Origin of the sequence: Streptomyces sp. NPDC008313 (genome assembly GCF_042956125.1) — a bacterium.
In the GTDB taxonomy this organism is placed as follows: Bacteria; Actinomycetota; Actinomycetes; order Streptomycetales; family Streptomycetaceae; genus Streptomyces.
In genome coordinates, this window is sequence record NZ_JBIBFR010000006.1 from 316,875 (window position 1) to 330,094 (window position 13,220).

General features: G+C 72.6%; 10 protein-coding genes. 6 read left to right on the forward strand and 4 right to left on the reverse strand.

The window, feature by feature from the left end; genetic code table 11:
- Positions 1-224: 224 nt before the first annotated feature.
- The 4 genes from ACFY93_RS11210 (at position 225) to ACFY93_RS11225 (ending at position 5,321) form a co-directional block, all read left to right on the forward strand.
- On the forward strand, positions 225-1,130 hold the full coding sequence (locus ACFY93_RS11210) for a universal stress protein (RefSeq protein ID WP_391356181.1): 906 nt from the start codon (positions 225-227) through the stop codon (positions 1,128-1,130).
- Between the two features lie 227 nt (positions 1,131-1,357).
- The gene (locus ACFY93_RS11215; RefSeq protein WP_391356184.1) at positions 1,358-4,054 is read left to right on the forward strand and encodes a GNAT family N-acetyltransferase; all 2,697 of its coding nucleotides are present in this window, start codon (positions 1,358-1,360) and stop codon (positions 4,052-4,054) included.
- A 12-nt stretch (positions 4,055-4,066) separates the two neighbouring features.
- Complete coding sequence (locus ACFY93_RS11220; protein WP_391356188.1) at positions 4,067-4,798, forward strand: CBS domain-containing protein; 732 nt, start codon at positions 4,067-4,069, stop codon at positions 4,796-4,798.
- 16 nt (positions 4,799-4,814) lie between these two features.
- Entirely contained in the window at positions 4,815-5,321 is a 507-nt protein-coding gene (locus ACFY93_RS11225) for a flavodoxin domain-containing protein (RefSeq protein ID WP_391356191.1), read from the forward strand.
- A 194-nt stretch (positions 5,322-5,515) separates the two neighbouring features.
- Here the strand turns inward: ACFY93_RS11225 and ACFY93_RS11230 are convergent, their stop codons facing one another.
- Both ACFY93_RS11230 and adhP read right to left on the reverse strand, forming a co-directional pair.
- Positions 5,516-6,187, reverse strand: coding sequence for a CBS domain-containing protein (locus tag ACFY93_RS11230; protein ID WP_391356194.1), 672 nt, complete (start codon positions 6,185-6,187; stop codon positions 5,516-5,518).
- 158 nt (positions 6,188-6,345) lie between these two features.
- On the reverse strand, positions 6,346-7,356 hold the full coding sequence (gene adhP / locus ACFY93_RS11235; protein WP_391356197.1) for an alcohol dehydrogenase AdhP: 1,011 nt from the start codon (positions 7,354-7,356) through the stop codon (positions 6,346-6,348).
- Positions 7,357-7,731: 375 nt separating this feature from the next.
- Between adhP and ACFY93_RS11240 the strand changes: the two genes are divergently transcribed.
- Entirely contained in the window at positions 7,732-8,619 is an 888-nt protein-coding gene (locus tag ACFY93_RS11240) for a universal stress protein (RefSeq protein ID WP_391356200.1), read from the forward strand.
- 305 nt (positions 8,620-8,924) lie between these two features.
- The gene (locus tag ACFY93_RS11245; protein WP_391356203.1) at positions 8,925-11,324 is read left to right on the forward strand and encodes a glycosyl hydrolase family 65 protein; all 2,400 of its coding nucleotides are present in this window, start codon (positions 8,925-8,927) and stop codon (positions 11,322-11,324) included.
- 70 nt (positions 11,325-11,394) lie between these two features.
- On the opposite strand, the gene ACFY93_RS11250 is transcribed toward ACFY93_RS11245, so the two are convergent.
- Together ACFY93_RS11250 and ACFY93_RS11255 are read right to left on the reverse strand one after the other, a co-directional pair.
- A complete protein-coding gene (locus tag ACFY93_RS11250; protein ID WP_391356206.1) occupies positions 11,395-12,891 on the reverse strand; it encodes an ATP-binding protein in 1,497 nt (498 codons plus the stop codon).
- The coding region (locus tag ACFY93_RS11255; RefSeq protein WP_391356209.1) for a winged helix-turn-helix domain-containing protein at positions 12,888-13,220 on the reverse strand (333 nt) is incomplete at its 5' end. The genes ACFY93_RS11250 and ACFY93_RS11255, both read right to left, overlap by 4 nt.

The following is a 13,220-nucleotide window of genomic DNA, read 5'->3' on the forward strand; positions in this document are numbered from 1 at the left end:
TCCACGGACCGGTGAGCCCGGCGCCTGCCGCGTTCCCGGCCCTCGTGCGCGGCACCGCACGGCTCCGCCGAACACCCGCCGCCGCGGTGGACCCGCCGACGTGCCCACCGCGGCGGCCGGCCGACGGGGCCGGTCGGCCCGGGGAGAGGACCAGCGGCCCCTGCCGCCGGAACCCGCCGGGCGGGACGCTGGAACCGGATCATCCGACACAGGAGGTGGATGTCATGCCCGGCATGATCGTGGTGGGACTCGACGGATCGCCCGAGAGCCGCTCCGCCGCCGAATGGGCGGCCCGTGAGGCGGCGCTGCGCGACCTGCCGGTCAAGCTGGTGCACGTGTGGGAGCCGGTGCCCGAGCCGATGGCACAGGCCCCGCTCCTGGGCCCCGAGACGCACCAGCACTGGACCGAACGGGTCCCCCGGGAGGCCGCCGAGGGGCTGCGGCTGCGGCACCCCGGCATCGAGGCAGCCACCGAGCAGAGGAGCGGCACACCGGCCGAGGCCCTCGTGGACGCGGCTCGCGACGCGGAGCTGCTGGTCCTCGGCTCCCGCGCGCTGAGCGGGCTCGGCGGTTTCCTGGTCGGATCCGTCGGGCAGGCGGTGGTCGCCCGGAGCGAGGTGCCCGTGGTCCTCGTGCGCGCCGGGGAACAGGCCGCCGACGAACACGTCATGGACCCCACCGGCATCCCGTCCACGGCCACCGCGTTCCGGCCCGTCGTCCTCGGTCTGTACGCCGGCAGCCTCGACGACACCGTCGTCGCCTTCGCCTTCGCGGAGGCGCAGCGCCGCAGGACCGCTCTGTACGCCGTCCAGGGCTGGAACCTGCCGCCGTACTACGCGTACACCCTCGGGGCCGGCGTCGACCTCCAGGACGATGTGACCCGGGAGCGGGCCGCCCAACTCACCGAAGCCCTGCGGCCCTGGCGGCAGAAGTACCCGGACGTCGAGGTCGTCGAGGTGTCCCGCCTCGGCAGCCCGGCCAGCCTCCTGATCGACGCCTCCCGCGACGCCTCCCTCGTCGTCGTCGGCAGGCGCGTGCGCCGCAGCCCTGTCGGCGTGCACACCGGCTCCGTCGCACACGCGGTGCTGCACCACTCCACCGCTCCCGTCGCCGTCGTCGCGCACGACTGACGGGTCGCTCACACGATCCGCACCCTCCGACTGCCCGGTCGCCGTCATGTCCGACGCGGTGCGCAAGCGTGTCATCGCGTCGGCGCGTCAGGTGAGGCGCGCCGGTCGGCGGAATTCGGGGGCCGACCGGCCCTCCGGCCGCCCCCGGTCAGCCCCTGGGTGCCGCCGCCACCGGGGTGGATGCTCGAGATACGGGAACGGACCGAACGGCTCGGAGGAGAACCGTGATGAAGGACGACATGTCGCACCGCTCCCCGGTTCACGCGCTGCTCGCGGACGGCACCACGGTCCGCATCCGCGGCGTGGCCCCCGGGGACCACGACCAGCTGGAAGGGCTCTATCAGGAGATGTCTCCGGAGAACCTGCGCAGGCGGTTCTTCTCCGTCAGCCCCCGTTCGGCCTGCCTGGCCGCCGACACGGTGTGCACGCCGGCCCGGCGCGGGCACAGGGCCCTGCTGGCCGAGCGGGCGGGACAGGTCATCGGTCTCGCCGAGTACCACGCCGGTGACGACGCACAGGACTGCGCCGAACTCGCCCTCGCCGTCGCCGAGGGCCTGCACCACCAAGGCGTGGGCACCCTGCTCGTCGAACACCTGGTCTCGTCGGCCCGCGCCGACGGTATCACCACCTTCACGGCCGACGCGCTCAGTGAGAACCAAGAGGTCCTGCGGCTCTTCGCCGACCTCGGCCTTCGCGTCACCCGGAGCTTCGAGGGGCCCGAGGTCCGCCTCGCCATCGCCCTGGACCAGGACGACACCTACCTCGCCGCGACGGAGGCCCGGGGCCGTACCGCCGACATCGCCAGCCTGCGGCCCCTGCTCAGGCCACGGGTCATCGCCGTCGTCGGCGCCGGCCGCCGCCCCGGTTCGGTGGGGCGTGCCCTGCTGCGCCATCTCCACGAGGACGGCTTCACCGGCCGCCTGTTCGCGGTCAACCCGGACGCCGAGGCGATCCTGGGCGTTCCGTCCTATCCGTCCGTGGGCGCACTGCCCGTCACACCCGACCTCGTGGTGGTCGCCACCCCCGCCGCGTCCCTGCCGGCCGTCGCCGAGGAGTGCGGCAAGGCGGGCGTACGGGCCCTGGTCGTGATCTCCGCGGGCCTCGACGCCACGCAGGCCCAGGCGCTGCTCGCGACCTGCCGCACGTACGGAATCCGCATGCTCGGCCCCAACTGCCTCGGCGTCGCCAACACCGACCCGGCCTGCCGGGTCGACGCGACCTTCGCCGCCACACATCCGCGCGCGGGGACGGCGGGCGTCGCCGTGCAGTCGGGCGGCGTGGGCATCGCCCTGCTCGACGGTCTGTCCCGGCTGGGCATCGGCGTGTCGACGTTCACCTCGCTCGGCGACAAGTACGACGTCAGCGGCAACGACCTGCTCCAGTGGTGGGAGGCCGACGGACGCACCGACCTCGCGCTGCTGCACCTGGAGTCCTTCGGCAACCCGCGGGCCTTCTCCCGTACCGCCCGGCGCGTCACCCGCCGGCTGCCCGTCCTCACGGTCGACGCCGGCCGCACCGACGCCGGACGCCGCGCCGCCGCCTCGCACACCGCCGCCGCGGCGACCGGCACGATGACGCGGCAGGCCCTGTTCGAGCAGGCGGGCATCACCGCGACGCGGTCCATCGGCGAACTGCTGGAGACCGCCGCACTGTTCCACTCCCAGCCGCTTGCGACAGGCACCCGCGTCGTCGTGGTCACCAACGCGGGCGGGGCGGGCGTCCTGGCCGCCGACGCCTGCGCCGAGTCCGGCCTCACCCTGCCCGCTCCCGGCCCGGAGCTGGTCGACGACCTGCTCGCCGTACTGCCCGCCGGTGCCGCTGTCGCCAACCCTGTGGACGTGACCGCCGCCGTGACCGAGGACGAGTTGCGCGCGTGTCTGGAGCGACTTGTCACCCATCCGGGTGTCGACGCCGTCCTGGTGGCCCTCGTCCCCACCGCCGTCGCCACCGAGACCGGCGACGATCTGGTCCGGGCCGTCACCCGGGGGCCCGGGCGGCGGGCCAAGCCGGTCGCCGTCGTACGCCTGGAACAGGACGTACCGGTCACCCTCCTGCCCGTGACCGACGGCGAGACGATCCCCTCGTATGCCGAACCTCTGGCGGCGGCACGGGCGTTGGCCCACGCCGCCCGTCGGACGGCCTGGCTCGCCCGGCCCGCCGGCACCGTGCCGGGACCGGACGGCGTCGACCCGGGCCGGGCCCACGAGCTGGCCGAGGACTTCCTCGCCGCTCACCCGGAGGGAGGCTGGCTCGACCCGCGCGACTGCGCCGACCTGCTGGCCTGCTACGGCATCCCCCAACAGCCCTGGGCCTGGGCCGAGACGGAGGAGCAGACCGTGCGCGCCGCGGAGCAACTGCGTGGTGCCGACGGACGGGTGGTCATCAAGGCCCACTGGCCCGGAGTGATGCACAAGAGCCTCCAGCACGCCGTCCACCTCGACCTGCGGGACGAGACCCAGGTACGCACGGCCTTCCAGGACCTGCGGGAACGCTTCGCCGGGCTCATGACCGGGGTCGTCGTCCAGCCGCTCGCACAGCGCGGCACCGAACTCTTCGCGGGCGTCGTCCAGGACGGAGTCTTCGGACCCCTCGTCGTGTTCGGGCTGGGCGGTACGGCCACCGAGGTGCTCGCCGACCACACGGCCCGGCTCGCCCCGCTCACCGACCACGACGCCCACGACCTGATCACCGCCCCGCGCTGCGCACCGCTGCTCTTCGGCGCACTGGGCGGTGGCCCTGTCGACCTGGAAGGGCTGGAACAGGTACTCCACCGGCTGTCCCGCATGGCCACGGACCTGCCGCAGCTCGCCGAGGCCGACTTCAACCCGGTCCTCGCCACACCCGGCGGGGCCACCGTCCTCGACGCGCGGGTACGCCTGCTGCCGCGCCGGACCGAGGATCCCTATCTGCGCCGACTGCGCTGAGGAGGAACGGACATGAGGTACACGAAGGTCGGCTCCGTCATGACGACCGAGGTCGTCCGGGCCGAGTACGGCACTCCGTTCAAGGAAGTCGCCCGGCTGCTCTCCGGTCACCGCATCAGCGGAATGCCCGTCGTCGACGACGACGATCACGTCATCGGGGTCGTCTCCGAGAGCGACCTGATGGTGCACCAGGCCGGCACACCGCTGCCGTACGAATCCGCCCCGAGGCTCCGGCTCGCGGTGCTGAGGCCCCGCGCCCGCCGCCAGGCGGCCAAGGCCAGGGCCCGCACGGCCGGCGGGCTGATGACCGGACCGCCGGTCACCGTGCACGCCGAGGAGACCGCCGTGGAGGCGGCCCGCACCATGGTCGCGCACCGCCTGCGGCGCCTGCCGGTGCTCGACGAGGAGGACCGTCTGGTCGGCATCGTCACGCGCCACGACCTGCTGCGGGTCTTCCTGCGCACGGACGCCGAAATCCTCGACGAGGTGCGGCGTGAGGTGCTGGAGCGCGGCCTGTGGCTGGTGCCCAGCGTCATCGACACCATGGTGACCGAAGGCGTTGTCACACTGCAGGGGCAGATGGAACGTAGGAGTGAGGCCGAGGCGGCCGTGTCCATGACCCGGAAGATCGACGGTGTCGTGGACGTCGTGGACAGGCTCACCCACCGCCTGGACGACTCCCGGATCCAGCCCGACGTACGGGTGCCGCGGGGCGTCGCGGACGACTGGCTGCGCCGACTGTGAAAGGAGGCGGACCATCATGGGCAAGAAGGTGCTGGTCGCCTACGGGACGACCAACGGGTCGACGGAGCGGATCGCCGAGGAAGTGGCCGGCGTCCTGCGAACGGAGGGGCTGACGGCCGAGGCGCTGGCCGCCAGGTCCGTCACGGACCTGGACCCCTACGACGCCGTGCTGGTCGGTGGCGCGCTGTACGCGGGGCGCTGGCACAGGGACGCCCGGCGCTTCGTACGGAGGCACCGCGCGGCACTGATCGGGCGGCCGGTGTGGTTCTTCAGCAGCGGCCCGCTCGACGCGACGGCCTCCGAACGGGACATCCCGCCCGTACCCGGTGTCAAGAGGGCGATGGCGACCTTGGACGTGAACGATCACGTCACCTTCGGAGGCTGTCTCAGCGACGGTGCCAAGGGGCGGATGGCCCGGATGATCCTGAGAAGCGGCAAGGGCGGTGACTTCCGTGACTTCGCGGCGGTGAAGTCCTGGGCGACGGAGGTCGCGGAACAGATCCGCGGCGCGCCGCGCAGCTGAGGGCCGGGGCCCAGGGAGCCCGCGGCTGCCGGCACCGGCAGCCGCGGGTCGCATCGGCCCCACTCGGCGGGGTGCTGTCGGCCGATTCCCTGGAGCAGCCGACGGCTTCGTGCCGTCGCGTACGGCTGCCGCGGAGAGGGAGACCGGCGAGCGCCGGGGGACCGGCCTGCGGGTCCTGCGCTCCGTCGGCTCCGTCAGTGCCTGTCCCCGAGGGCGACATGACACCTCGGTGGTAGGTCGAACGCGACGTCCACGACGCCTTCCACCGCACGTACGAGACGTGCGGCGACGGGTATCACGGAGGTGTCCCGGACCTGGCCGGTCAGTCTGACCACGCCGTCAGAGACAGTCACCTCGATCGATCCGGGCGGCACGGGAAGCAGGCGGGCGACGACCTCCCGGCGTACCTCCTCGGCGATCTCCTCATCGGGCCGCAGGAAGACCTTGAGCAGGTCGGCGCGGCTCACCACACCTTCCAGTACGCCATGCGCGTCGACGACGGGCAGCCGTTTGACCTGCCGCTGGGCCATGATGCGGGCCGCCTCGGCGAGAGTGGCGCCGGCATGGACCGTGACGGGCGGCGCGCTCATCAGCTCGCCTGCGGTCAGGGCACCCGCCTTCGCCAGGTCGGGCAGCCGACGCCACTGCGTGAGGCGATCGGGGTCGCGGTCGCGGAACTCCTCCTTGAGCAGCAGATCGGCCTCGGACACGACGCCGACCACGCGGTTCTCGCCCGCCAGTACGGGCAGGGCGCTGACCTTCCACTGCTGCATGAGCTCGACGACGTCCTTGAACGAGGCGTCGCGCCCCACGGCCACGACTGTGTGCGTCATGACGTCACTGACCACATACGGACTGCCGTGCATGCTCCTCCGATCGCCCAAGCCGCTGTGCCCGGCGACGCCGGGTTCCTCCGGTGTGGTCGCCGTTGGTGCGTCCGTGCGGGTGAGGACGCCGCAGGGGCGCCGACGGCGCTCGCGCGGGGCCCTCTGCCATGGCCTGGAAGGCCTCGGATCGCGGTGGCTCACATCTCGAAGACGATGCGTGCCGTGATCCGCCCGTCCAGTACATCGGTGATGGACTCGTTGACCGTCTCCAGCCGCCGGGTCTCGTAGATGACCTTGGTACGTCCGGCGGCGTGCAGCTGGAAGACCTCGTCCAGGTCCTGGCGGGTGCCGACGATGGAGCCGATGACGGACGTTCCGTTGAGGACGGTGTCAAAGATCGGTACCTGGATGGTGCCGCCTGCGGGCAGAGCGACCATGACCAGCTTGCCGCCGCGTCGCAGTCCTCGGTAGACGGAGGCGAACGCCTGCTCGTTGACGGCCAGGGCGATCGCCACGTGCGCACCGCCGTGCCGCTTGAGCACCTCGGCCGGATCTTCCTTGCGGGCGTCGACGAGGATGTCGGCGCCGAGTTCACGGGCGAGTTCCAGTTTGTCGTCGGTGACGTCGATCGCGACGACGGTGGCCCCGGCGATCTTCGCGTACTGCACGGCCAGGTGACCGAGGCCACCGACCCCGGAGATCGCCACCAGCTGGGTCGGCCGCACCCCCGCGACCTTCAGCGCCTTGTACGTGGTGACGCCGGCACAGGTCAGCGGGGCCGCGTCACGCGGGTCGATGCCGTCGGGAACCGGGGCGGCGAAGTCGGCAGGCGCGAGCATCTTCTCGGCGTAGCCACCGTCCACGCTGTAGCCGGTGTTCTGCTGCTGCTCGCACAGCGTCTCCCAGCCGGAAAGGCAGTGCTCGCACCGCCCGCAGGCCCACCCGAGCCAGGGGACGGCAACCCGCTGTCCGACGGAGAGGCGGGTCACCCCGTCGCCGAGAGCCTCGATGATGCCGACGCCCTCGTGACCCGGGACGAACGGCGGGCTGGGCTTGACCGGCCAGTCGCCGTGCGCGGCGTGGATGTCGGTGTGGCACAGCCCGGACGCCTCCAGCCGGATGCGGACCTGGCCGGGGCCGGGCTGCGGGTCCGGACGCTCCTCGATCACCAGCGGCTCGCCGAACGACCGGACGACTGCTGCCTTCATCACGTGCTCCTCAGAACGGTTCGGTCTGCTGCGATTCCAGGGTCTGGCACCGCGCGGTGGTACGGGAGGTACCGGACGTCCCCGCCCACAGGACCGACCGGCCCTGCCCACGCGACGTTCGGCCTCGACTCCGCCGGTGCTCTGCCGTCCGCCCGCCGTGCGAGGCGGCGGACGAGCCCGTTCGAGGAAAGAATGGAACGGAGACACGCTGTGAGCGGGACTTTGGGCCCCCTGGGCACGGGCTCCCCGGCCCTGGTCGTCGTGCGGCCGCCATGGCAGCGTGAACGGCGTGCCCCGGTCTGTGCCGGGGGCCGACGCGTGCGGGATCCGCTCGTCGCGGTGGTTCCCCGCACGGCATGGGCGGCAGGAGGAGCGATGAAGAACACCACTGTGCGCAACGAGCTGATCGTCGGGATCGACCCGCAAGAGCAGTGCGTGCCCGTGCTCGCCTGGGCGGTCGAGGAGGCGGTGCGCAGGCGGTTGTCCCTCCGGCTGGTGACGGCGGTGCCGCCCGTACCCGGCGGGCAGCACGTCGACGCGTCCTGGCGTCGTACGATGCTCCGCGCCCAGGGGGAGGGCGCGCTCGACGCCGCCGCCGCCACGGTGCGGACGCTGCTCGCGGAAGTATCTCCGCAGGTGGACGTGGCGCTGACGACGGAGCTGCTCGACGGCGCGCCACCGGCGGTCCTCTGCCGGGAGGCGGAGCGGGCCCGGATGGTCGTCGTCGGTTCCCGTCGGCTCAGCCGACCGGAGGAGTTCCTCAGCGCGAGTTCGGTGGCCGCTCCGGTCAGTGCGCACGCGGACTGCCCGGTCGTCGTCGTCAGGGTGCCGGAGCGCGCGGAGGAGCGGCAGCCCCATCTCGTCGTGGGTGTCGACGGCAGCGACTCCTCCAGGGCGGCCGTGGGATTCGCGGTGGAGGAGGCGGCGTTGCGCGGCGCTGTCGTGCGCGCCCTGTGGGTGTGGCCGCGGCCTGTCGTGTCCCTCGGCGACGAAGAGGCCGGGCTCGGGGAACGGCGCCGGATCCTCCACGAGACCGCGGCGGGGTGGGCTGAGAAATACCCCGATGTGGAGATCACCCACGAGGTTCTGCGCGGCCACCCGGTCGAGGAACTGGCCCTCGCCTCGGTCGGCGCTCAGGTCGTCGTGGTCGGCAGGCACGGACGCGGGGGATACGCCGGGATGAGACTGGGGTCCGTGGTGCACGGCCTTCTGCACCGTGCGGAGTGCCCGGTGATCACCGTGCCTGTGTCCCGGCACGGCTGAGGAACGCACCCACGCCGGAGTGCGGCAGGCGGACCGCGGCCGCCACGGCGCCAGGAGGCCCGCGCCCGTTCCTGTGAGCCGGTGCCCGTGTCGCGACCGGCGGAGGCGGTCCCCGTGTAGCGACCGTCTCCGCGCGGTGCGACGGTATTCACAGGAGGTCTCGCGAGCCTCGGGCAGGAGGGCGGTGGGGACGATGGCGCTCCCGCGGGCCCTGCCGCGTCACTCCGGGTGCCCGGTGGCCGTTGTCCCGCAGCGAAGCTGAACCCCCCTGCGCACGGGTGAGGGGGAGAGGGCGAGGCCGTCGGATGCAGGAGTGGACCTGGGAGTGGGAGGGATACGATCCCGCCGCCGAGAGACTGCGTGAAGCGCTGTGCACACTCGGCAACGGCTACTTCGCCACCCGCGGGGCGATGCCCGAGTGCCGAGCGGGCCTGACGCACTACCCGGCCACCTACGTGGCCGGGGTGTACGACCGCCTGTGGTCGACCGTGGCCGGACGCCGGGTGTCCAACGAGGATTTGGTGAACCTCCCGAACTGGTTGCCGCTGCGCTTCCGTCTCCGCTCCTCCGGCGGAGCGACGGGCCCGTGGTTCTCGCCCGACACACGGCGGACGACCGGCCACCGGCACGTCCTGGATCTACGGAGGGCCACGCTGACGCGCACGTTCCGGTTCCGGGACGACGAGGCGCGCGGGCTGCGTGTGGAGCAGGTCCGGCTGGTGCACATGGAGGACCCTCACCTGGCCGTGCTGCGGACCGTGTTCACGGCCGAGGACTGGTCGGGCGAGGTCGAGATCGAGTCCGGCCTCGACGGGGAGGTGATCAACGGCAACGTGCACCGCTACCGCGCCCTCGACGGCCGCCATGTCACCCGGGTGAGGACGGGCGCGCAGGAGCCGGGAACGGTCTGGCTGAGCTGTCGGACCCGCACTGCGGACATCGGCGTCGCCATGGCCGCCCGGACCGACGTCGTCGGCCGGTCACCCGCCTCGTCGGACCTTCGTCCCGGCCGCCGCCGCGCCGCCCACCGCCTGGTGGTGCCGATCGCGCCCGGCCGGCCCGTCACGGTCGAGAAGACCGTGGCGCTGCACACGTCACGCGACCGTGCGATCAGCGATCCGCTCGAGGCGGCCCTCGACCGGGTGTCCACGGCGGGGGACTTCCCGGCACTGCTGGACTCCCACGTCGCGGCATGGGGGCGGCTGTGGCGGAGCGCCGACCTCCAGGTCCCCGGCCGGCCCGGCCGCGTGCTGCGCCTCCACCTCTTCCACGTCCTGCAGACACTGTCACCGCACACCGCGGACCTGGACGTGGGCGTCCCGGCCCGAGGACTGCACGGCGAGGCGTACCGGGGACATGTCTTCTGGGACGAACTGTTCGTCCTGCCCTATCTCAACCTGCACCTCCCGGAGGTCTCACGGGCGTTGCTGAACTACCGGTACCGGCGCCTCCCACGGGCCTGCCGTGCTGCCGCCGCGATCGGCCGGACCGGGGCGATGTACCCGTGGCAGAGCGGAAGCGACGGACGGGAGGAAACCCAGGAGTGGCATCTCAACCCTCACTCGGGGCGCTGGCTGCCGGACCACTCCCGGCTCCAGCACCACGTGGGCTCGGCCGTCGCCTACAACGTGTGGCAGTACTGCGAAGCGACCGGTGACACCGAGTTCCTGCACACCAGGGGCGCCGAGATGCTCCTGCAGATCGCCCGCTTCTGGGCCGGCCTCGCGGTCCTCGACCTCGCCACCGGCCGCTACCGCCTCCGGGGCGTCGTCGGCCCCGACGAGTACCACGACTCCTACCCGGGCGCCGGGCGGCCGGGGCTGGACGACAACGCGTACACCAACGTGATGGCCGCCTGGGTCCTCGCCCGTGCCCTGGACCTCCTGAAGCGCCTTCCCGTACGGCGCCGGGAGGAACTGTTCGACCGCATCCGGCTGGACGGCGGCGAACTCCAGAGGTGGGAGGAGGTCTCCCGACGCCTGACGGTGCCGTTCCACCAGGGCGTCATCAGCCAGTTCGAGGGCTACGACGACCTCGCCGAGCTGGACTGGGACGCCTACCTGGCGCGCTATGACAGCATCCGGCGCCTCGACCGGATCCTGGAGGCGGAGGGCGATACGGTCAACCGCTACAAGGCGTCCAAGCAGGCCGACGTCCTGATGCTCGGCTACCTCTTCTCACCCGTCGAGTTGCGGGGCCTGTTCCGGCGTCTGGGCCACGACCTGGACGACGAGGTCTGGCGCAGGACCGTCGACTACTACCTTCAGCGCACCAGCCACGGCTCCACCCTCAGCGGACTCGTTCACGGCCTGGTCCTCGCCAAGGCCAGACGGGCCGGGGCGTGGCTCCACATCCAGGAGGCCCTGGAAGCCGACGTGGCCGACATCCAGGGCGGCACGACCGGCGAAGGAATCCACCTCGGCGCCATGGCCGGAACCCTCGACCTGGTCCAGCGCGGCCTGACGGGGCTCGAGACACGCGAGGACGCCCTGTGGCTGGACCCGGTGCCCCTTCCGGCGCTCTCCGCATACGGATTCTCGCTGCGCTACCGGGGCCACTGCGGCATCGCCGTACGGCGCCTGCCCGGCCGGCTGGAGATCGGCATACCCGCCTCGGCGGAGTCACCGGTCCGCGTGGTGCTCCCGGACCGGGCCGTCACCATCGCTCCGGGAGAGACCCGCACGCTGGAGTTCCCGGAGAGCTGACCCGCGCGGACGGGCGTGTGCCGGCCCCGCGTCCGCGGGAAGGCGCAGGTCGAACAGGGGCGTGCTTTCGTCATCGTGGAGCCGGCGTGCCGAGCACGGGCTCCTGGACGGGTCCGTCGTACGGCAGGCGCACGGTGAACGTGGTCGTGCCCGGTTCGCTCGTCACGGTCGCCGTGCCTCCGTGCGCGGCGGCGACCGCCGCGACGATGGAGAGGCCGAGACCCGTACCGCCACCGTCGGCGCCGCGAGGGCCGTCGCCGTGGACGAACCGTTCGAAGAGATGGTCGCGCAGCGCGGCCGGGATGCCCGGCCCGTCGTCGGTGACGGTCAGATGGGCCGTGCCGTCGTCGCCCAGCGTGACGCCTACGGTCACCGTGGTTCCGGGAGGAGTGTGCAGCCGGGCGTTGGCGGTGAGGTTGGCGAGGAGCTGCTGCAGGCGGTGGCGGTCACCGGGCACGATGACCGGCTCCTGCGGAAGGTGCAGGTACCAGCGGTGGCCCGGGCCGGCGGCGCGCGCGTCGGTGATGGCGTCCAGCACGAGCCGCGTCAGGTCGACGGGCGTGCGCTCCAGGGGGCGGCCCGCGTCCAGGCGTGCGAGCAGGAGCAGGTCGTCGACCATGGTGCTCATCCGTCCGGACTCCGCGGCGATCCGCTCCAGGGCACGGGTCACCTCGGGCGGCACGGGGCCGGGGTGCAGCGGGGCCAGTTCCGCGTGGCCGCGCACCGACGCCACAGGAGTGCGGAGCTCGTGGCTCGCGTCGGCGGAGAACTCGCGCAGGCGTTCCTCGCTGCGCTGCCGCTGGGTCAGGGCGTTCTCCACGTGGTCCAGCATCCCGTTGAACGCGTGGGTGACCTGGTCGACCTCCGCACTGCGCGGCCTGCTGCCGGGGGCAGGGGCGGGCAGTGCCACGTCACCACTGGCAAGGGGCAGTTCGCTGACCCGGGTCGCGATGCCGGCGACGCGGCTCAGTGGCCGCAGTGACCAGCGCACCCACAGCGCACCCGCGACACCGGCACCGGTCAGCGCCAGGCCGAAGACGCTGCCCGCGACGAGTTCGAGCCGGTCCACCGCGGCCTCGACCGGTTCCAGCGGAAGGCCGGTGATCAGGGTGTCGTTGTCCCGCCCCCGCCAGGCCATCACCCGGTAGTCGCCGAGGCCGGGCAGGTCGACGCTGTGCCCTTGCCCGTCGGAGGGGACGGCCGCGAGGGACCGGGATCCGCCACCGAGCCCGACGGCGACCAGGTCGGCCGGGCCCTCACCGTGCCGGACCACGGCGGCGTTGGTCACGTCGCCGTCGACGAGCCGGACACCCGGCGTTTCGGCGGCCTGGCGGCGGGTGTCACCGTGCTCGTCCCCGTCGTGGCCGTCGTGGTCCGTGCCGGGGTGTTCCAGACTTGCCGCGAACGCGCTGCCGGTGTCGGACAGCTGCTGGTCGAGGCGGTCGGTGAGGAAGGCGTCCAGCTCCAGGACGGCCGCGCCGCCCACAGCGGCGCACCCGACGGCGAGCAGCACCAGCAGCCCTGCGGTCAGCCGGGCGCGCAGCGTGCGGGGCCGCGGCCACCTCACCGGTGGACCGGCTTCAGGACGTATCCGGCGCCCCGCACCGTATGGATCATGGGTTCGCGCCCCGAGTCGATCTTCTTGTGGAGATAGGAGATGTACAGTTCGACGACGTGGGCGTGGCCCCCGAAGTCGTACGACCAGACAAGATCCAGAAGTTGTGTCTTGCTCAGGACCTGACGAGTGTGCCGCATGAGGCAGCGCAGCAGCTGGAACTCGGTCGGTGACAGGTCGATCGGATCTCCGTCCCGGGTGGTTTCGTGGGTGTCTTCGTCCAGTTCGAGATCGTCGACGGCCGGCATCGAGGTGGCCGCCCGCTCGTGTGTCATGCCCGC

What these genes read in the sequence shown, in the direction of transcription:
- ACFY93_RS11210 (WP_391356181.1), top strand. Translation starts at nt 225, where the DNA reads ATGCCCGGCATGATCGTGGTGGGACTCGACGGATCGCCCGAGAGCCGC.
- ACFY93_RS11230 (WP_391356194.1), bottom strand. Translation starts at nt 6,187, where the DNA reads ATGCACGGCAGTCCGTATGTGGTCAGTGACGTCATGACGCACACAGTC.
- ACFY93_RS11220 (WP_391356188.1), top strand. Translation starts at nt 4,067, where the DNA reads ATGAGGTACACGAAGGTCGGCTCCGTCATGACGACCGAGGTCGTCCGG.
- adhP (WP_391356197.1), bottom strand. Translation starts at nt 7,356, where the DNA reads ATGAAGGCAGCAGTCGTCCGGTCGTTCGGCGAGCCGCTGGTGATCGAG.
- ACFY93_RS11245 (WP_391356203.1), top strand. Translation starts at nt 8,925, where the DNA reads ATGCAGGAGTGGACCTGGGAGTGGGAGGGATACGATCCCGCCGCCGAG.
- ACFY93_RS11240 (WP_391356200.1), top strand. Translation starts at nt 7,732, where the DNA reads ATGAAGAACACCACTGTGCGCAACGAGCTGATCGTCGGGATCGACCCG.
- ACFY93_RS11215 (WP_391356184.1), top strand. Translation starts at nt 1,358, where the DNA reads ATGAAGGACGACATGTCGCACCGCTCCCCGGTTCACGCGCTGCTCGCG.
- ACFY93_RS11225 (WP_391356191.1), top strand. Translation starts at nt 4,815, where the DNA reads ATGGGCAAGAAGGTGCTGGTCGCCTACGGGACGACCAACGGGTCGACG.